The organism is Streptococcus sp. 2_1_36FAA (genome assembly GCF_000161955.2).
GTDB lineage: Bacteria > Bacillota > Bacilli > Lactobacillales > Streptococcaceae > Streptococcus > Streptococcus gordonii.
The window spans coordinates 29,531-45,573 of record NZ_KI391975.1 but is presented as its reverse complement, the minus strand read 5'-3'; the positions used below and the strand labels follow the sequence as shown (position 1 = coordinate 45,573).

Below are 16,043 nucleotides of genomic sequence, written 5' to 3'. Positions count from 1 at the left end.
CTAAGAAGCTAACTATTTCTTTATAGCTGACATCAAAGTTTTTTCTATACTTCCAATCTAGCCTTCCCCACTAAAAGAGCTCCATGACCAAATAGAACCATGGAGCTTCATCTAACTGCGGTGTTGTTTTATTGACTGATTGCAGTATCACAAAAGACAATTATCAGTTTAGTAATTTTTAATCAAATCGACTGTTGAACGATCTAACTTCTTCACAATTACTTGCAAGAATGCCTGAGCTTGTAAGAAGTCATCCATTGCATAAAGTGTCTGATGGGAGTGGATATACCGAGCGCAAACTCCGATAGTTGTAGATGGCACACCACCGTTTTGGAGATGGGCTGCACCAGCATCTGTTCCACCTTTTGCACAATAGTATTGGTACTTGATACCAGCTTCTTCAGCTGTAGTAAGCAGGAAGTCTTTCATATTAGGCAGCATGAGATGACCAGGGTCGAAGAAACGAATCAGTGTTCCGTCACCAATAGCGCCTTGACCACCATATACATCACCAGCTGGAGAACAGTCTACAGCAAAGAATAGTTCGGGCTCAAATTTAGTTGTTGAGGCGTGAGCTCCACGCAAACCAACTTCTTCTTGGACGTTAGCACCGACATATAGCTCATTGCCTAAAGATTGTCCTGATAAAGCCTGAGCCAATTCACTGACCATGAGAACCCCGTAACGGTTATCCCAAGATTTGGAAATAACATTTTTACCATTAGCTGTTAAAATAGCTGAGCTATCTGGCACAATAGCATCTCCTGGACGAATTCCGAAACTTTCTGCTTCTTCCTTATTGGCAAATCCACCGTCGAAAACAATATCGCTTACTTGTGGCAGGGTTGGTGTCCCACCAGCTCCACGTAGGAAGTGAGGTGGAACAGAGCCAGAAATCACTGGAATTTCCCGACCTTCTCTAGTAAACAATTTGAAGCGCTGACTGCTGACCACAAGAGGATTCCAGCCACCGATTTCAACTACACGAAAAGTACCGTCTGCTTTAATCTCACTGACCAAGAAACCAACTTCATCCATATGAGAGGCCACTAAAACTCGAGGCGCATCTGCTAAGTTTGAATGCTTGATACCAAAGAGGCCACCCAAGCCATCCGTCACCATTTCATCCACATGCGGAGTCATTTTCTCCCGCAAATAAGTCCTTACAGGACCTTCATGAGCTGAGATTGCAGAAATCTCAGTTACTTCTTTGATTTTTGAAAATAAGTCTGTCATATATACCTTCTTTCTGTCCCCTATTTTATCACTTTTTGGGAAAGATAGGTAGCAAAAGCCTAACTCTCTACAGGAGAAATATCCAAGTAAAAAAATTTCAGTTAAGTCCTCTCGCTTGTCAATTTCTCCTTTTCTATCTTGGCCATTGTTCCCCCTTCTTTTTTGTGTTAAAATATTGTCATGAAAGCTAAAAAAATCATTTTAACAACAGCTGCTCTTCTTGGAGCAGGAAGTCTTGCCTTGGGCGCGCGAAAAGTCGTCAAAGAACAACAGCTAGCCAAAAAGAGAGAAGAGATTATTCAACTGGTCCGTAGCTTCTTTGCTAGTCAAGGACAGATTGCCACGGTCTATGTGCAACTCTATGAGTCCAGCGAAGATACACTGGTTGGTGGAGTAGTCCTTGAAGATGACCGCCACTTTACCTTTGTCTACGAAAACGGCCAGCTAAGTTATGAGGAAAAATGATGATTATTCCTGAAAATATAGAAGAATTGGCAACTTACGTTCAGTCAGAGGGGAGGACTGTCTTCTTTTTCACAGCAGACTGGTGTGGAGACTGTCGTTTCATCCAGCCCTCCCTACCAGAGATTGAGGCAAGGAATCCAAATTTCACCTTCATCCAAGTAGACCGTGATGCTTATCTTGACCTTGCTAAACGCTGGGATGTCTATGGGATTCCTAGTTTGGTTGTACTGGAAAAGGGACACGAAATAGGTCGGTTGGTCAATCGCAATCGAAAAACCAAGTCTGAAATCAATGATTTTTTAGCGTCATTAAACTAATCAAATGGAGAAAAGAATGATTTTTACTTATAACAAAGAATTTGTTGGCGATGTTTTGATGGTGATTGTTGCCAACAACGAAGATGCAAAACTTTCTGTTGAACGCAAAGGAAATATTGCTCGTATTTTCCGAGAAGATACAGCTGAAACCGTAGCTTGGAACATTTTCCAAGTATCAGATATTCTTAATATCCAACAAAGTGGCCAGATCTTTCTTACTGACGAAGAGGTTGCCTTGCTCAACCAAGAGTTGGCTAAAGAAGGCTTTTCTGAAACTCTGATCAATGATCTCCAACCGAAATTTGTCGTCGGAGAAATCGTCGAAATGATTGCTCACCCAGATAGTGACCATCTCAACATCTGTCAAGTCCAGGTCGCAGCAGATAAGACTCTTCAAATTGTAGCCGGTGCCCCCAATGCTCGAGTAGGCCTCAAAACTATCGTTGCCCTTCCTGGCGCTATGATGCCTAAGGGAAACCTTATCTTTCCTGGTGAACTACGGGGTGAGAAAAGTTTTGGTATGATGTGCAGTCCACGTGAATTGCAATTACCAAACGCTCCTCAAAAACGTGGCATTATCGAATTAGCCGACTCTGAAGTCGTCGGAACTGCGTTTGATCCAGCAAAACATTGGCAAGGGTAAAAAAATCGTGATTTTCACGATTTTTTTCTTTCTCTTACGAATAAATAAGTAGGAGGAAATTATATGTACAATAAAGTCATTATTATCGGTCGTTTGACGGCCACACCAGAATTGCACAAAACTAGCAATGAAAAATCTGTCACACGCGCAACGATTGCGGTCAATCGCCGTTACAAGGATCAAAATGGTGAGCGCGAAGCAGACTTCATTAATATCGTCCTTTGGGGCAAATTGGCTGAGACTCTAGCTAGTTATGCCAGCAAAGGAAGCTTGATCTCTCTGGACGGCGAACTACGGACCCGTCGTTATGAAAAAGACGGTGTGACTCACTATATCACAGAAGTCCTTGGACATGGTTTCCAGCTTCTTGAAAGTCGTGCCCAGCGGGCTATTCGTGAAAATAATTCTGGAGCCGATTTGGCTGACCTAGTCTTGGAAGAAGAGGAACTTCCTTTCTAAAACTCCCACTTTTCCTTTCTTTTCTATTAAGAACCTTGGCTGAATAGCCTTGGTTTTTTTATCGTTCTATTTAAAATTTTTTCTTCTGATCGGTTCTTTTTATTTGTCCTCAGATACTACTTTTGCTCCCAAAAATATCTCTTTTTTGTTATAATGCTTAGCAGAGGTAAAAATGAAAATGAAAAAAATTGCTTTTGATTCTGACAAATACTTAAACCTGCAGCGCGACCATATCTTGGAGCGCATTAATCAATTTGAGGGCAAACTTTACATGGAATTCGGCGGTAAAATGCTAGAAGACTTCCATGCTGCCCGCGTCCTGCCAGGCTATGAGCCGGACAATAAAATCAGACTGCTCAAAGAGCTCAAGGACCAAGTAGAGATTGTCATTGCTATCAATGCCAACAACATTGAACACTCTAAGGCGCGTGGCGATTTGGGCATTTCCTACGACCAGGAAGTTCTGCGACTAATCGATACCTTCAACGAGCTAGATATTTATGTAGGCTCAGTGGTCATCACCCAGTATTCCGGTCAGCCAGCAGCTGACCTCTTCCGCAGCCAGCTGGAAAAGAATGGCATCGCCTCCTACATCCACTACCCAATTAAGGGCTATCCGACCGACATGGACCATATCATCTCGCCTGAAGGTATGGGGAAAAACGACTACATCAAAACCAGCCGTAATCTAGTCGTTGTTACTGCACCTGGTCCTGGTTCTGGTAAATTGGCTACTTGCTTGTCCAACATGTATCATGACCAAATCAATGGCATCAAGTCAGGCTACGCCAAGTTTGAAACCTTCCCCGTTTGGAATCTGCCCCTGCACCATCCGGTCAATTTAGCTTATGAGGCAGCGACGGCAGACCTGGACGATGTCAACATGATTGATCCATTCCACCTGCAAACCTACGGAAAAACCACAGTCAACTACAACCGTGATATTGAAATTTTCCCAGTCCTCAAGCGCATGCTAGAACGTATCCTTGGAAAATCACCTTATGCTTCACCAACGGATATGGGCGTCAACATGGTCGGCTTTGCCATTGTAGATAATGATGCAGCTATCGAGGCATCTCAACAGGAAATCATCCGTCGCTACTACCAGACGATTCTGGACTTCAAGGCGGAGCGCGTTTCTGAATCTGCTGTCAAGAAAATCGAACTCTTGATGAACGACCTGGGCATTACACCGCTGGACCGTAAGGTAACAGTTGCTGCGCGCGATAAAGCTGAAAGCACTGGTGAGCCAGCTCTGGCCCTGGAATTACCAAACGGTGAAATCGTAACTGGTAAAACCTCTGAACTCTTTGGTCCTACGGCTGCTGTATTGATTAATGCCATTAAGAAATTAGCCCATATTGCTAAAGAAACCAAGCTGATCGAGCCTGAGTATGTCAAGCCAATCCAAGGCCTGAAAATCAATCATCTGGGCAGCCGCAATCCTCGCCTCCACTCAAACGAAATCTTGATGGCTCTGGCAATCACAGCCATGGAAAATCAAGATGCGGCAAATGCTATGCAACAACTCGGTAATCTCAAGGGCAGCGAGGCCCACTCTACTGTCACTCTAACTGGCGAAGACAAAAACGTCCTGCGCAAACTAGGCATCCATGTGACCATGGACCCCGTTTACCAGTATGATCGACTTTATAGAAAATAAAAACAAGCTCTGTTAAAAGCTTGTTTAGAAAGCTGGCGTCGCCAGCTTTTTTCTTAATAACGCTTGGACAGGAGAAAGCGCAAGAGATAGTAAAGTCCCAAAACCAGGATAATAGTCAAGGTCAGAAACTGATTGAGACTTAAGATGATTGGGAAAACCATAGACAAAACGCTCAAGCACGCTGCCAGCAGCAAAAGAATATTAAAAAGCAGAGTGCGGGTCTTTTCATCAATCATGCGATTGCGTTCGTCAGTCACCTGAATGTAGAACCGCTCAAAATTTTCCTCCCGTCTTAGGGCAAGATTATACCGAATAGTCATCAAAGAAAGCCCCAGCAGTATGCCGACCATGACTCCTTCCTGCCGATCATTCAGAGAATGAAAGTGGCTCCAGGCCAATCCTACCAAGATGATAAAGGTTAAGATACGTCCCACGATAACTTTCTTTTGAAGTTTTTTTCGAAATTCTTGTTTAGTTAATGTTTCCATGTCGGCCTCCTATTTTTCATACGCTTGAAAAATTTTCAAGATCAGCACAATCAAGATCATTCCCACAACAGGCAGGATTTCCTTAGGGATAAAATCGAACTGTAAATGAAGAAAGATCAAGACAAGGACTACTAAGAAACCTAGTCCCCATTTGAGCATATAAGTCCATTTCATGATTCATCCTCCTCAAAGAGAAACACTTCTTCAATCCTTAAATTGAAAAAGGATGCAATTTTATGAGCCAAAAGGAGCGAAGCATTGTAGCGGCCCTTTTCCAAAGAAATAATCGTTTGTCTCGTAACCTCTAGCTTCTCAGCCAGTTCTTCCTGGCTGAGCTTTTTTCTTTTTCGCAATTCTTGAATTCGATTTTCCAAAGCCGACTCCTTTTCACAATGTAAAACAAACTTTACTTTTCAAATATAGTATAGCTCCCTTTACATCTTTTGTCAAGAAGAAAGCGGCAAAAAAGAGGCTGGGACAAAAGTCCTAGCCTCTCAATTGTCTTTGGATTGTCGAGCAAGACGCAGTGGTTGAGTGGGCTCTACTACGCTGATTCCATCAGCTTTTACAGCCCTACTCAACTGTGCGGAGGTGGGACGACGAAATCGAATTCTAACGAATTACCGATTTCTGTCCCACTCTCTTTTATCATCTTGATTGACTTCCTTTGTTATTTGCTTTCCAAAGCTACAGTCAACTCGACACAAGCTCCTCCTTGGTCTGGATTGAGCAGGGTCAGACGACCACCGTGCAAGAGAGCTACCTGCTTAGAAAAGGCTAAGCCGATGCCATGATGGGGATTAGCTGAATTGCGGCTTTGGTCACTCTGGTAAAAGAGCTGTTCTGCTCCTAGCAGCATCTCCTCTGAAAATGCAGGACCATTGTTCCAGATAGCAAAAACTAACTGGTCCTGCTGCACTGATACCGTTAGCTTCACTTCTTTTTGGTCTTGGTCAGCATGTTCAAGCGCATTTAGTAAGATATTGAGCAAAGCCCGCTTGAGATAGTCCAAATGAATAGACAAGCTTAAGCTAGGATCACAATCTTCTTGGAGAGAAAAACGATGGCTTTCTTGTTTGCTGAACAGTGCCCAATCGTCCTGTAGAGAAACCAAAAAGCTCCCTAAGGAAAGCTGACTGAACTGATTAGAATCAATCTGAAAGGTCTTAGCGTAATCAATCAAAGAGCCACAATACTCTTCCATCTTGTGACTAGCCTGCAAAATCTCAGTAGCATAGTCTGCCTGTGGCTGACCCAACTGCGCCAACTCCAAGAGCTCAGCATTCCCCTTAATCACAGTTAGGGGCGTCTTCAAATCGTGCGATGTCGCTGATAGCTGTAAAATCAACTCCTGTTCTTGGTGGCTGCTCCGTAAATCGCTATAGACTTCTAGCATTTCCTCGATCCGAAAAAACTGGCTTTGATTTTCTTCTAAAAGCTTCTTGCTCTTTAGCATTTTTATTTCCCTGTCGATTTTTCGGAGCAATTTCAAAATATGATAAAAAGTAATCAGCAGCAAGCTCCCCGCCCAAAAGAACAAGGTGAAAAGAACGTGATTACTTCCTTGCGTAAATTCATAGCCTATAAGCACAAAAATCAAAACATGAAAAAAGACGACTTTTAAACTGGTTGTCCAGACTAGGCTTTTGAAATTTCGGGTTCTAATTGCCATCTATAGCCTACTCCTCTCACTGTTGCAATTGCTTGCAGCCCTTCTTGTTTGCATTTTTGGCGAATCTGATATACGTATTCTGAGATGGAGCGAAGCTGTGTTTCTGAACTTTCTGGGTAAAGCAAGGTATGCAGGCGTTCAGCTGAAAAGGTCTGCTTGGGATTGCTAGCTAGTAAATGCAGCAACTTAAACTCTCGCTCTGAAAATTTCAAGACTTTACCAAAACAGGCAACTTCATAGCGCTCAGGATAAAATTGACAAGAAGCAATTTCAGAATAGCGCTCCTCACGTCTTTCCTCCCGACGAAAATGAGCTCTGACACGCGCCAGCAATTCTTTGGTCCCAAAAGGTTTGACAATATAGTCATCTGCTCCGCGAAAGAGCCCCTCCACCTTGTCCGCCTCCAACTCCTTGGCCGTCAGAAAGATGATGGGGCACGAAAGATGAGGACGAATGTAGGAGCACAACTCAAAACCATTAACAGGCTCCATCATCACATCCAGCAGAATCAAGTCATATCCGACAAAATGCGTCAGCTCTAGCTCTTCTATCCGATCAAGCGTCGTCACATCATAAGCATCGAGCTCTAGGACATTTTTCACCAGCTTCAAAATGCTCTGGTCGTCATCAACCACCAAAATACGATACTGTCTCATGATTTCCATTATAGCATACCTCTAGCGAACATCTCGTTTCAAGGTTAAGAATATAGCAGAGCTCCAAACCAAAGCTAACCATAACAGCTGTATTCCCAGCCCTGATAGATCTATTGAATGCTGAAGCCCTTCATACTCAAAAAGATTTAGGGTAGCCAGATCGGGCAAGTATTTTGCTTCTTTGATGAACGTTGCCAATAAACGGCTGAGACCAATCAAGAGAGGAAAGAGCACTGACACCGGCACAACCCAAGATTGAAATAGCAAAGCGAGGCCGGCAGTTAAAAAAGCCAGAAAAAGATTGCTGAGAAGACCAAAAGAGCTGTAATAAAGGAATTTCCCCAGTAAGGACCAGCTAAAGTCTAGGTCAAAACGAGCCAGCATAACAAGGAAACAGCTGCCTATCATGACACTGTAGAGAACCAAGAGCAGCAAAACCAGAAAAAGGATTTTCCCAGCCAACCAAGCCTTTCTATTTGATACGGTTAGAAAATTCGTTCGCATCCCTGACTTGACAAACTCCTGAGCAAAATAGAGGGAAGTAAAGATGACGATGACGGGCTGCGCCAGATAGAGGGCATGCAAAGCCTCACTCAGAGCCTTTGTCTGGCCAACTGCTGTTCGACTGTAGTCAAGATTCATTAGAAAAAATGGAACGACTACCAGAGCCACCAAGCCTGCACCAAGAGCGAGGTAGTAAGAACGAAACTTAATCCATTCACTTCTAAGCAAAGCTTTTATCATCAGTAGCGTCCTCCTAAATCCGTCTTCAAAAAGCGCAGAGAGGCCATGCCGCCGATGACTAGCAACCATACGCTTAGTACCAAGAGTCCTTGCAAGGGATTATTAGCATATTGAGAAGTCGGCGTTGCAACAAATAACTCTCCTGCGGGCTGTGGCAAATAAGCTCCCCAACTCGTGTGGGTAGCTAGGTAGTTTCCTAGATTATAGATTTGGGGTACGAGAAAGAGTAAGGGAAGCAACATCGTCCGCCCAAGCAATCCCAATAAAAAGGACAGGAGACCCAGCAATGCAGTAGCTAGTGCCTTCCATAAAAGATGACTCCAGGCAGCTTGATTAAGTAAAATTGGATGTAGCCCTTCTTTTCCTAAAGCCAAGTGCATGACAATATAGCTCAAATAAATGGATAATAAGCTAATGACGAGTGAAAACAAACCAAAGGTCAATATTTTCCCCACAAGTAGCTTCAGGCGGTTATTACAGGCCAATAGACTGGTTCGCAAGCTATGAGACTGGAATTCCGTTGCTCCCAAAATTCCAGCTAAGATGACTAAAACCATACCACCCATAGAAGCGCCATTAAGACCTAGATATTCCAGCGGATCAATAGCTTCTGCCAGACGGGGAACCGTCTCAGGGGTCGCATCTAAACCGATAGACAGATACTGGCGTCCCTCTAGCCATGACACAACAGGTACCAATAACAGCATAAAGACCACACTTACCCTGAAAGCCTTGGTTGATTGGATTTTCAACCACTCTGAATGCAATAAGGACATCGTCTCTTTCATCTTAAACCTCCTCTGTTAAGTCGAAGAAGAGCTCTTCTAAACTATCTGTTCCTTGTAATACATCTTCTAGAGTTCCCTGTTCGATAATTTGCCCATGATGAATCAAGACTACATCATCTGTTACCATTTGTACCTCAGACAGGATATGAGAGGATAGAAGGACGGTTTTCCCTAAATCAGCCTGCTGGCGAATGAACTTTCTAAACCACTTAATTCCACTTGGATCCAAGCCATTGGTCGGCTCATCTAATATTAGAAACTGAGGATCACCTAGTAAAGCTACTGACAACCCCAGGCGCTGCCCCTCTCCTAGAGACAGGCTTGATAAGAAATCCTTTTTCTTATGAGCGATCCCAGTCATCTCCAAAACCTCATCGATCCGAGATTTGGGAATAGCATTACTCGCCGCAATAATCCTCAAGTGGTCATAGACCTTTCGATTTGGCAGACCCCCAATACCGTCAAAAGCTGCACCTACCGTTCTGAGCGGATAGGTCATTGACTGATAGGTTTGCCCATCAAAAGTCGCAGTCCCTGCTGTCGCCCGATCTAACCCCAACAAAATCCTCAAAGTCGAGCTTTTTCCTGCACCATTATGTCCTAGAAAAGCTGTAATGCGACCACTCCTAGCTGTAAAAGAAATATCCTTTAAAATTTGCTTGTCTCCATATTTTTTAGAAACACGATCAATTTTTACAATATGTTCCATACTGAACTCCTTTTCTTTATTTGACTTCATTTTACAATGGCAAGTTCAGAAGAAAATCAGACAAGAAAAAAACTTGCCTTACGACAAGCTTCTTTTCTCATTTTTCAACTACATCCCAGAGCTGACGGATGCTTTTTTTCTGCACGGGATCGACAAAGTGTGGAGCGATTTCCACCAGAGATTGCAAGACAAAAGCTCGCTCAGCCACATAAGGATGAGGAACAATCAAGTTTGGACTGTATAACTCTTCTTGCCCTATGTAAAGAATATCCAGATCAATCACACGAGGTCCCCATTTGATCTCCCGCACGCGCCCTAAATCCGCTTCGATAGCTAACAGGGTCTGCATTAATTCCTCAGGATTGAGCCAGGTCTCAACTTCAACAACTTGATTGAGAAACGGATCCTGCTCAACCCCACCCCAAGGCTCCGTCTCGATACGGCTTGATGCCTGCAAAATTCTTATATTCTGCTCTGCCATTTTTTCCAAAGCCGCATCCAGATTGGCATCTGAGTTGCCCTGATTGCTACCCAGAGCGACAAAGACTTTCCGCTTTTGACGAACTAGCTTGACTGAGCATGTGTCCAAAGGCAGAGGAACAGGAGCCCAAGGTTTCTTGACCTCCAAGCTGACCTTCTGCACTAAAGGGTGAGTCAGAAAAATCCGATCAATCAGTTTGTAAGCCAGCGTCTCAATCAAGTCTTCCTTGCTTTCCTGACACCAGTGGGTCAAATCCTGAGCCAATTCTCCATAGTGGATTGAAGCTGTCAGATCACCTGTTTTAGCAGCCCGGGTCATATCATAGTCCAAAATCAGATCCAGCACAAAACGCTGGCCCAGTTCTTTTTCAGCCGCAAAAACCCCATGATAAGCATAGACTTCCAAATCTTTAATCCTTAGCTGATCCATCTATTCCCTCTTTCTTTGTCAATATATAGGCTCTGACTTGAGCCAAAAAATACAAGGAGCCAGTAATCAGAAGTACCTCTCGATCCTTATCTGCATCTTGTAAATAGCTATCTACATACTGCTTCCAAGGTTGATAGGTTAACCCCGTTTGGAAGGCTTGTCTCTTCATTTCTTCTTCAGAAACTGCTCGCTCATCCGCAAAGGATGTCAATGTGACAGATACATCTGCTTGAGCAAACAACTGCAACATCTCATCTAGTGCTTTGGTCCGAATACAGGTAAATAAAATCTTCTTATCTTTTGAAGCAAAGCGTTCTTGGAAGGAAGCTAGTAGAGGACTCAAAGCATGCGGATTATGGGCCCCATCTAAAAAAATCAGAGGTTGCTCCAAAATTTTTTCCATCCTAGCTGGCCAGGCAACTGCTAGAAGACCACGGTCGATTTCTTCCTTTGTCAGAAGAGACAAGCCCTTTTGTTGGCAGTATAGATCACAAATCTCAATAGCCAAGGCGGCATTGTCTGTTTGATAAGTTCCTAGGAGTGATGTTTGGTAAATACTGGACTCTCGCCATTCATTTTCCAGTGAAAAGACTTCGCCAGTTTCTTCGCTTCTGAGCCAATCAACCTGATAGGCCTGTCCATATAAATATGTTGGAGCCTGTTTACTTGTTGCTACGCGCTGGATAACTTCCAGGGCTTCTCTATCAATCTTACCAGTGACTACTGGAACAGAAAGTTTGATGATTCCGGCTTTCTGCTCTGCTATTTCCCCAAGAGTAGAGCCTAAAAGAGCCATATGATCCAATCCAATCGTGCTAATCGCAGTTAGATCCGGCTGACAAACATTTGTCGAGTCTAGAAGTCCGCCCATACCGACCTCAATGATCGCCACATCCACTTCTTCCTGAGCAAAATAATCATAGGCCAGGGCCGTGATGATTTCAAACTCAGTCACTCCCTTGAAAGCCGAATGATGTCCTTGATGGACAAACAAATCTTTATAAATCTGCAAGAGCTGGTTCAATTTTTGATTGGAAATAGCCTGTCCGTTTATAGCAATTTGCTCATTATAAGAAACAATATACGGAGAAGTAAAGGTTCCAACTCTTAAATCTCTTAACTGAAGAAGTTCTCGAAGAGTCGCAATCGTTGACCCCTTGCCATTGGTTCCTGCTATATGAATGACTGAAAGTTGCTTATGAGGATTTCCTCGATAAGCCAGCATGGCTTCCATTCGTTCTAAGCCAAAGTTCGGAGTATCCGTCCGATAGTTTGCAATCCAACTCAAGTCTGGTTTTTCGTTTCTATCTATCATCTTATTTGTATTGCCCCAAGGTTAAATCTTCAGCGCGATTGGCTAAACGAATTGCATCACCAATCTCCACCGCCATTTTATGATAAGGAATATCGTGAACACGTAGCATTTCTACCCCTTGACTGGCCGCAATACTGGTCAAATGACTGGAAGCTATATCACGATTTTGGTAACCCAAATCTGTCTTTGGATCAACCTCAATGCCTGCATCTTCCAGTATATTCACAACAAAGCGCTTGCGAGAAACGCCAAGAAAGATTGGAAAACCAGCCCGATGAATATCTTCAAGATGCTGTAACAGAATTAGGTTTTCTCGTTTAGTAAGACCAAAACCGATACCCGGATCCAGCATGAGGCTGTTCTTCTCTATTCCTGCCACTTTTGCTCTAGCCAAGGATTTATCAAAAAAGGCCCACATCAAATCTACAATTTCTGAATGCGCAAACTTTGATAATTCCTGATCTGTAAATACATCTTGAAAGCCAAACTTGGGAAAGATTGTTGAGCTAGCATGATGAGGTCGAGCCATAACCGGATTGAACATCAGAATAGCTCCAGCAGAAGACTCAGCCACCACTTGCGCCATTCCTTCATCACCTAAAAATCCGGTGATATCATTAATTATATCTGCACCCGCTGTCAGGGCTGCCTTTGCTACGGGCGCTTTCCAAGTATCAACTGAAATCAAGACATCACTTTGCTTACGAATAGCCTCAATCACTGGAACCACTCGTTCAATTTCTTCTTCAATCTCAATATAATGGCTACCGGGTCTCGTAGACTCCCCGCCAATGTCCAACATCTGGGCACCTTCTTGAATCAGATACTGCGCTTGCTCTAAAGCAAATTCTACAGTGTTATATTTTCCACCATCTGAAAAAGAATCTGGGGTTACATTAAGAATCCCGCACAAACCAGTCTTCCCATCTGGGACGAGTCTTCTAACATCTATCTTTTTTTGAGCCATCTTATTTCTCTCACTAATTCTTAATTACTAACATTTTATCATATTTTCCTCAGAAAAAAGACGAGAAAATTTCTCGTCAGGCTTGATTATTTGCAAATAACATGAGGAATATGGCAATTCCATTTCGAAGCATATGGGCCATAATAGACATTTCTAACCTTTCTGTCGTATAGGCTACATAGGCAAAGACTGCTCCCATTCCTCCATAAATGATAAAACTACCAATATTAGTCGGGCCATGAAAAAGGCCAAAAAGTATCGCACCTATCACAAATCCCACCAGTTGATGCTTAGGAAAGAGTTTCTTGGGAATAAAGCCACGAAAAATGACTTCCTCTAGAACTGGAGCTCCAATCACTGTTGCGATAATCATGACAATCTGTGGGATCTCGCTCATCGCCTCTTGAATTCTCTCTTGATTACGAGGAATAAGCGAGCCCCCTTCCAATCTCATGACAACAAACCCTAAAGCACCGATGAGAATCGATAGGAAATAAGATAAGGCCAAAAGTCCCACTGAAGACCAACTAAAAAAGCTGAAATCAAATGTGAGAATTCCTTCTCTTTTAGCAAGAAAGAGCGTTAAAAGAATAATAAATAGGTACAGGATGATTATTCCACCTACACTAATTGGTGATTGTTTGTCTTCTAAATACCTCATTGCAATGAAAGGAACTTGTGTCAAGACTACTATCACCAACACAATTAAACAATATTTTAGTTTTTTTAAATAGAATTCCATTTCTTCCCCAATCTAGCAAAAAAGGGAGGCTAATGCCTTAACCCCCTATTATTTTTTAAAACGTTCTACATCACGCGCAATGACTAGCTCTTCGTCTGTTGGAATAACTAACACTCTGACCTTGGCTTCTGGTGTCGAGATATCCCCATATTGCCCAAAGACATTCTTTTCTGGATCAATATCACAACCAAACCAAGAAATTCCTTCAATAACCAGTCTACGAATAGTCACAGAATTTTCGCCAATTCCTGCGGTAAAGATGATGGCATCCGCTCCATTCAAAACGGCAAGATACTGACCAATGTATTTTTGAATCCGGTCTACAAAAATGTCGTTAGCTAATTGAGCCTTGGCATCACCTGCCCGCATCGCTTCATGAATATCACGCATATCGCTTGATTTCTCGGAAACCCCAAGTAAACCAGATTCACGATTCAAAATTCGGCTGATATCTTCGGGAGTTTTAAAATCATCTGTATGTTTCATGAGATAAGGAATTATTGCAGGATCAATGTCACCAGTCCGCGTTCCCATCATGACACCCCCCAGAGGTGTGAAGCCCATAGAAGTATCAACAGACAAACCTTTATCAACAGCCGTAATAGAAGCACCATTACCAATATGACAGGTGATAAGTTTCAACTCCTCAATCGGTTTGCCCAAAAGTTTAGCTGCTTCATGCGCTACATACTCATGGCTAGTACCATGTGCTCCATATTTACGTACCTTGTTTTCCGTATAATATTTCGTCGGCAATGGATAACGATAAGCTTTTTCTGGCATAGTTGTATGGAAAGAAGTATCAAACACTACCACACTTGTAATGTCAGGCAACAGTTCCTTAAAAGCACGAATCCCTGCGGCATTTGCTGGATTATGAAGAGGTGCCAAGAGAGAAAGTTCTTCAACTTTTTGAATAACCTCTTCATCAACTAGAGCAGAATCTTTGAAATACTCACCGCCCGCAACGACACGGTGACCTACTCCTGTAATCTCATCGAAAGACGCAATGATATTAAAACGCATCAAATCGTCTAACAAAATCTTTACAGCTTGAGTGTGGTCAGTAATATCAAGCACCTGTTTTTCAGTACGACCATCAAATTTCACCGTTGAAATAGAATCTTTGAGTCCAATCCGCTCAATCAAACCTTTAGCTAATACTTTTTCTTCTGGCATCAAGTAGAGCTGCCATTTTAAACTAGAACTTCCTGCATTTATTGCGATTGTTTTAGACATAATTTACCTCTTTTAAGCGTTTTCAGTTCTCATTATACCAGAATTTTGATCAGTTTTCACTAACTTTGCGCCATTTTTGAAAACTTTCGCGAAAGCGAGTAATTTCATCATGATTTTGTAGATCTGTCAATGCATAGGCAAAAGGTTCTGCTTTTATATTTTTTTGTTTTTGCAAAACAAAAACCGTCTTAGCCTGAGAGGCTGATGCAAAGAGTTTTTCTGGCAAAGCAATCATCGCAACCAAGCTGGCATTGTCTTTGAGCCAGGATTTAAGTAAGTCGCTCTGCGGGCTGGTTAAGAGGTGATTAGGAGCTAAGAAGATCGCATAGCCATCAACCTTTAAATACTTTAAAGCCTGCTCCATCAATAGATGATGAGCATAGGTGTGCTCCATCTGACTGGCTACCTGGTAGCGACTGGCAATCTGATCATCCGGATAGTAACCGACAGGCAGATCACTAATAATCAAGTCGCTCTCTTTTAGAACTTGAGGGCGCACAGCATCTCCCTGGGCAAAATGGGCTTTTGATCCCATCACTTCTGCAATACTGGCAGATAGGTCAATCAGTAAATCATCAATCTCTAATCCTAGATAATCAATCTCTTTCCGACTATTGTTCAAGATTGTCTCTGCAAGATTTCCGGTTCCGCTCCCCATCTCAAGAAGAGTAATATCTGATGCTACCATCAGCTGGTCAATGATGAAAATCAGCAGAAAACCAATGGCATCTGGTGTAAACTGATGATTGGCTTGCAAAGGTTCTGTCTGAGAAGCCTTCATCAGAATGAACTGATAGACTCTCCGCCATTCTTCTCTGCTTAGCTTTAAGCTCTTCAAGGTCTGATGATTTTTTTTGACAATTTCTAAGTCCGTTTGCCCATCCAAATAGATACCGTTTTGCTCGATTAAGGCATCATAAAAATTAGTTGAAAGCTTGTTTTGAATGACTTGGACATTTTCTAAAAGGAGCGTATAGGCTTCTTCGATTTTTTCAAAATTCATAGTTTCCTCCGCTCCTTATCTTATCAA

The 16,043-nt window shown here is 42.7% G+C and carries 20 protein-coding genes; 5 read left to right on the top strand and 15 right to left on the bottom strand.

Going from position 1 to position 16,043, the window contains the following annotated elements; all coding sequences use genetic code 11:
- Positions 1-168 precede the first annotated feature (168 nt).
- On the bottom strand, positions 169-1,236 hold the full coding sequence (pepA, locus tag HMPREF0847_RS05540) for a glutamyl aminopeptidase (RefSeq protein ID WP_008810040.1): 1,068 nt from the start codon (positions 1,234-1,236) through the stop codon (positions 169-171).
- A gap of 180 nt (positions 1,237-1,416) precedes the next feature.
- Here pepA and HMPREF0847_RS05535 point away from each other — a divergent pair, with 180 nt between their 5' ends.
- The 5 genes from HMPREF0847_RS05535 (at position 1,417) to HMPREF0847_RS05515 (ending at position 4,783) form a co-directional block, all read left to right on the top strand.
- On the top strand, positions 1,417-1,701 hold the full coding sequence (locus tag HMPREF0847_RS05535; RefSeq protein WP_008810041.1) for a DUF4651 domain-containing protein: 285 nt from the start codon (positions 1,417-1,419) through the stop codon (positions 1,699-1,701).
- On the top strand, positions 1,701-2,018 hold the full coding sequence (locus tag HMPREF0847_RS05530; RefSeq protein WP_012130918.1) for a thioredoxin family protein: 318 nt from the start codon (positions 1,701-1,703) through the stop codon (positions 2,016-2,018). Before HMPREF0847_RS05535 ends, HMPREF0847_RS05530 begins: the two co-directional genes overlap by 1 nt.
- A gap of 16 nt (positions 2,019-2,034) precedes the next feature.
- On the top strand, positions 2,035-2,661 hold the full coding sequence (gene ytpR / locus HMPREF0847_RS05525) for a YtpR family tRNA-binding protein (RefSeq protein WP_008810043.1): 627 nt from the start codon (positions 2,035-2,037) through the stop codon (positions 2,659-2,661).
- A 63-nt stretch (positions 2,662-2,724) separates the two neighbouring features.
- On the top strand, positions 2,725-3,120 hold the full coding sequence (locus HMPREF0847_RS05520) for a single-stranded DNA-binding protein (RefSeq protein WP_008810044.1): 396 nt from the start codon (positions 2,725-2,727) through the stop codon (positions 3,118-3,120).
- 178 nt (positions 3,121-3,298) lie between these two features.
- Positions 3,299-4,783, top strand: a complete 1,485-nt coding sequence (locus HMPREF0847_RS05515) for a DUF1846 domain-containing protein (protein WP_008810045.1) — start codon at positions 3,299-3,301, stop codon at positions 4,781-4,783.
- 53 nt (positions 4,784-4,836) lie between these two features.
- On the opposite strand, the gene HMPREF0847_RS05510 is transcribed toward HMPREF0847_RS05515, so the two are convergent.
- From HMPREF0847_RS05510 to HMPREF0847_RS05450, 14 genes are all read right to left on the bottom strand, one after another.
- Positions 4,837-5,271: a hypothetical protein gene (locus HMPREF0847_RS05510; protein WP_008810046.1), complete on the bottom strand. Its 435-nt coding sequence runs from the start codon at positions 5,269-5,271 to the stop codon at positions 4,837-4,839.
- 9 nt (positions 5,272-5,280) lie between these two features.
- The gene (locus HMPREF0847_RS11350) at positions 5,281-5,445 is read right to left on the bottom strand and encodes a hypothetical protein (RefSeq protein WP_004193711.1); all 165 of its coding nucleotides are present in this window, start codon (positions 5,443-5,445) and stop codon (positions 5,281-5,283) included.
- Complete coding sequence (locus HMPREF0847_RS05505; RefSeq protein ID WP_002896748.1) at positions 5,442-5,645, bottom strand: helix-turn-helix transcriptional regulator; 204 nt, start codon at positions 5,643-5,645, stop codon at positions 5,442-5,444. Before HMPREF0847_RS05505 ends, HMPREF0847_RS11350 begins: the two co-directional genes overlap by 4 nt.
- Before the next feature lie 296 nt (positions 5,646-5,941).
- Positions 5,942-6,943 carry a sensor histidine kinase gene (locus HMPREF0847_RS05500; protein WP_008810047.1) on the bottom strand — a complete coding sequence of 334 codons (1,002 nt, stop codon included), beginning with the start codon at positions 6,941-6,943 and terminating at the stop codon, positions 5,942-5,944.
- Positions 6,910-7,608: a response regulator transcription factor gene (locus HMPREF0847_RS05495; RefSeq protein WP_008810048.1), complete on the bottom strand. Its 699-nt coding sequence runs from the start codon at positions 7,606-7,608 to the stop codon at positions 6,910-6,912. Before HMPREF0847_RS05495 ends, HMPREF0847_RS05500 begins: the two co-directional genes overlap by 34 nt.
- Positions 7,609-7,620: 12 nt before the next feature.
- Entirely contained in the window at positions 7,621-8,343 is a 723-nt protein-coding gene (locus HMPREF0847_RS05490) for a lantibiotic ABC transporter permease (RefSeq protein ID WP_008810049.1), read from the bottom strand.
- Positions 8,343-9,131, bottom strand: a complete 789-nt coding sequence (locus tag HMPREF0847_RS05485) for a lantibiotic ABC transporter permease (RefSeq protein WP_008810050.1) — start codon at positions 9,129-9,131, stop codon at positions 8,343-8,345. Before HMPREF0847_RS05485 ends, HMPREF0847_RS05490 begins: the two co-directional genes overlap by 1 nt.
- Before the next feature lies 1 nt (position 9,132).
- The gene (locus HMPREF0847_RS05480; protein ID WP_008810051.1) at positions 9,133-9,840 is read right to left on the bottom strand and encodes an ABC transporter ATP-binding protein; all 708 of its coding nucleotides are present in this window, start codon (positions 9,838-9,840) and stop codon (positions 9,133-9,135) included.
- Positions 9,841-9,937: 97 nt separating this feature from the next.
- A complete protein-coding gene (gene folK, locus HMPREF0847_RS05475; protein WP_008810052.1) occupies positions 9,938-10,750 on the bottom strand; it encodes a 2-amino-4-hydroxy-6-hydroxymethyldihydropteridine diphosphokinase in 813 nt (270 codons plus the stop codon).
- Complete coding sequence (locus tag HMPREF0847_RS05470) at positions 10,731-12,062, bottom strand: bifunctional folylpolyglutamate synthase/dihydrofolate synthase (protein ID WP_037622507.1); 1,332 nt, start codon at positions 12,060-12,062, stop codon at positions 10,731-10,733. The genes folK and HMPREF0847_RS05470 overlap by 20 nt, the downstream gene beginning before the upstream one ends.
- A 4-nt stretch (positions 12,063-12,066) precedes the next feature.
- Positions 12,067-13,032 carry a dihydropteroate synthase gene (gene folP / locus HMPREF0847_RS05465; RefSeq protein WP_008810054.1) on the bottom strand — a complete coding sequence of 322 codons (966 nt, stop codon included), beginning with the start codon at positions 13,030-13,032 and terminating at the stop codon, positions 12,067-12,069.
- 76 nt (positions 13,033-13,108) lie between these two features.
- Positions 13,109-13,774: a CPBP family intramembrane glutamic endopeptidase gene (locus tag HMPREF0847_RS05460; protein WP_008810055.1), complete on the bottom strand. Its 666-nt coding sequence runs from the start codon at positions 13,772-13,774 to the stop codon at positions 13,109-13,111.
- A gap of 48 nt (positions 13,775-13,822) precedes the next feature.
- Entirely contained in the window at positions 13,823-15,013 is a 1,191-nt protein-coding gene (locus HMPREF0847_RS05455) for an acetate kinase (protein ID WP_008810056.1), read from the bottom strand.
- A gap of 49 nt (positions 15,014-15,062) precedes the next feature.
- The gene (locus tag HMPREF0847_RS05450) at positions 15,063-16,016 is read right to left on the bottom strand and encodes a class I SAM-dependent methyltransferase (protein WP_008810057.1); all 954 of its coding nucleotides are present in this window, start codon (positions 16,014-16,016) and stop codon (positions 15,063-15,065) included.
- Positions 16,017-16,043: the final 27 nt, after the last annotated feature.

What these genes read in the sequence shown, in the direction of transcription:
- pepA (WP_008810040.1), bottom strand. Translation starts at nt 1,236, where the DNA reads ATGACAGACTTATTTTCAAAAATCAAAGAAGTAACTGAGATTTCTGCA.
- HMPREF0847_RS05535 (WP_008810041.1), top strand. Translation starts at nt 1,417, where the DNA reads ATGAAAGCTAAAAAAATCATTTTAACAACAGCTGCTCTTCTTGGAGCA.
- HMPREF0847_RS05530 (WP_012130918.1), top strand. Translation starts at nt 1,701, where the DNA reads ATGATTATTCCTGAAAATATAGAAGAATTGGCAACTTACGTTCAGTCA.
- ytpR (WP_008810043.1), top strand. Translation starts at nt 2,035, where the DNA reads ATGATTTTTACTTATAACAAAGAATTTGTTGGCGATGTTTTGATGGTG.
- HMPREF0847_RS05520 (WP_008810044.1), top strand. Translation starts at nt 2,725, where the DNA reads ATGTACAATAAAGTCATTATTATCGGTCGTTTGACGGCCACACCAGAA.
- HMPREF0847_RS05515 (WP_008810045.1), top strand. Translation starts at nt 3,299, where the DNA reads ATGAAAAAAATTGCTTTTGATTCTGACAAATACTTAAACCTGCAGCGC.
- HMPREF0847_RS05510 (WP_008810046.1), bottom strand. Translation starts at nt 5,271, where the DNA reads ATGGAAACATTAACTAAACAAGAATTTCGAAAAAAACTTCAAAAGAAA.
- HMPREF0847_RS11350 (WP_004193711.1), bottom strand. Translation starts at nt 5,445, where the DNA reads ATGAAATGGACTTATATGCTCAAATGGGGACTAGGTTTCTTAGTAGTC.
- HMPREF0847_RS05500 (WP_008810047.1), bottom strand. Translation starts at nt 6,943, where the DNA reads ATGGCAATTAGAACCCGAAATTTCAAAAGCCTAGTCTGGACAACCAGT.
- HMPREF0847_RS05495 (WP_008810048.1), bottom strand. Translation starts at nt 7,608, where the DNA reads ATGGAAATCATGAGACAGTATCGTATTTTGGTGGTTGATGACGACCAG.
- HMPREF0847_RS05490 (WP_008810049.1), bottom strand. Translation starts at nt 8,343, where the DNA reads ATGATAAAAGCTTTGCTTAGAAGTGAATGGATTAAGTTTCGTTCTTAC.
- HMPREF0847_RS05485 (WP_008810050.1), bottom strand. Translation starts at nt 9,131, where the DNA reads ATGAAAGAGACGATGTCCTTATTGCATTCAGAGTGGTTGAAAATCCAA.
- HMPREF0847_RS05480 (WP_008810051.1), bottom strand. Translation starts at nt 9,840, where the DNA reads ATGGAACATATTGTAAAAATTGATCGTGTTTCTAAAAAATATGGAGAC.
- folK (WP_008810052.1), bottom strand. Translation starts at nt 10,750, where the DNA reads ATGGATCAGCTAAGGATTAAAGATTTGGAAGTCTATGCTTATCATGGG.
- folP (WP_008810054.1), bottom strand. Translation starts at nt 13,032, where the DNA reads ATGGCTCAAAAAAAGATAGATGTTAGAAGACTCGTCCCAGATGGGAAG.
- HMPREF0847_RS05460 (WP_008810055.1), bottom strand. Translation starts at nt 13,774, where the DNA reads ATGGAATTCTATTTAAAAAAACTAAAATATTGTTTAATTGTGTTGGTG.
- HMPREF0847_RS05455 (WP_008810056.1), bottom strand. Translation starts at nt 15,013, where the DNA reads ATGTCTAAAACAATCGCAATAAATGCAGGAAGTTCTAGTTTAAAATGG.
- HMPREF0847_RS05450 (WP_008810057.1), bottom strand. Translation starts at nt 16,016, where the DNA reads ATGAATTTTGAAAAAATCGAAGAAGCCTATACGCTCCTTTTAGAAAAT.